Origin of the sequence: Streptomyces sp. YS-3, from assembly GCF_045257485.1 — a bacterium.
Taxonomy (GTDB): domain Bacteria; phylum Actinomycetota; class Actinomycetes; order Streptomycetales; family Streptomycetaceae; genus Streptomyces.
Genome location: NZ_JBJHPC010001066.1, coordinates 1 through 1,067, shown reverse-complemented (window position 1 = coordinate 1,067; position 1,067 = coordinate 1). Strand labels below are relative to the sequence as shown.

The 1,067-nt window shown below is 74.7% G+C and carries 1 protein-coding gene; it reads left to right on the top strand.

Translation table 11 applies throughout. The features are described 5' to 3' along the window. Positions 1 to 71: 71 nt before the first annotated feature. On the top strand, positions 72 to 1,067 hold a 996-nt coding region (locus ACJA3G_RS37495), incomplete at its 3' end, for a cytochrome P450 (RefSeq protein ID WP_406557472.1).

Here is a 1,067-nt window from a genome sequence, read left to right as displayed (position 1 = left end):
CTCCCCGCCCGGGCCCGTCCGCCCCTCCCGGTGCTCTTCCGCCCGCGACCCGCTTCGTACACGATGAGCCTGTGGACAGGCATGAGCACGCACGGCTCGACGCGCTCCAGCGCGACCCCTATCCGCACTACGCGCGCGCCCGCCGCGCCGAGGGCCTGACCTTCGTCCCCGAGCTGGACGCCTGGCTGGTCGCGCGCGACGCCGACGTACGCGAGGTGCTGCGCCGGCCCGAGGCGTTCTCCTCGGCGAACGCGCTGCGCCCCGACGTGATCCCCGGCCCCGCCGTCCTCGCCGAACTCGGCTCCGGCTTCGGGGGCCGCCCCGTCGTCGTCACCTCGGACGGCCCCCAGCACCACCGGCTGCGCGCCCCCATCGTCCACGGCCTCTCGCCCGCTCGGGTCGCCGCCGTGCTGCCGTACGCCGCCGAGCGCGCGACCGCCCTGGTGGACGCGTTCGCGGCGCGGGGCCGGGTGGAGCTGATGGGGGAGTACGCGATGCTGCTGCCCGGGGACGTCGTCGGGCGGCTGATCGGCCTGGACGCGGCGGACGTCCCGGTGGCGGTACGCGGCGGACACCGGGCCGAGGAACTGCTGTTCCGGCCACTGGAGGAGGCCGAGCAGATCGCGGCGGCGCGGGACGTGGTGACGATGCAGCAACTGCTCGACACGTATCTGCGCGCGAGACGGACCCGGCCGCGCGACGACCTGTGCACGGCGCTGCTCACCGCGCTGGCGCCGGGCACCGGTGAACTGACCCTGGAGGAGCGCCACGAGATGGTGGCCCACCTGCAGAACTTCCTTCTGGCGGGGCATCTGACCACGACCGCGCAGATCGGTACGACGGTGCTGCACCTGCTGCGGCATCGCGCGCAGTGGGAGCTGCTCTGCGCGAAGCCCGAGCTGATTCCCGCCGCGATCGAGGAGGCGGCGCGCTACGACTCGGCGCTCCAGGGGTTCCGGCGCATCACGACCCGGCCGGTGCTGCTGTCCGGGACCGAACTGCCCACGGGCGCGGCGGTCTTCGTGGCCTTCGGCTCGGCGAACCGGGACGCGCGCCGCCTCCTCGAT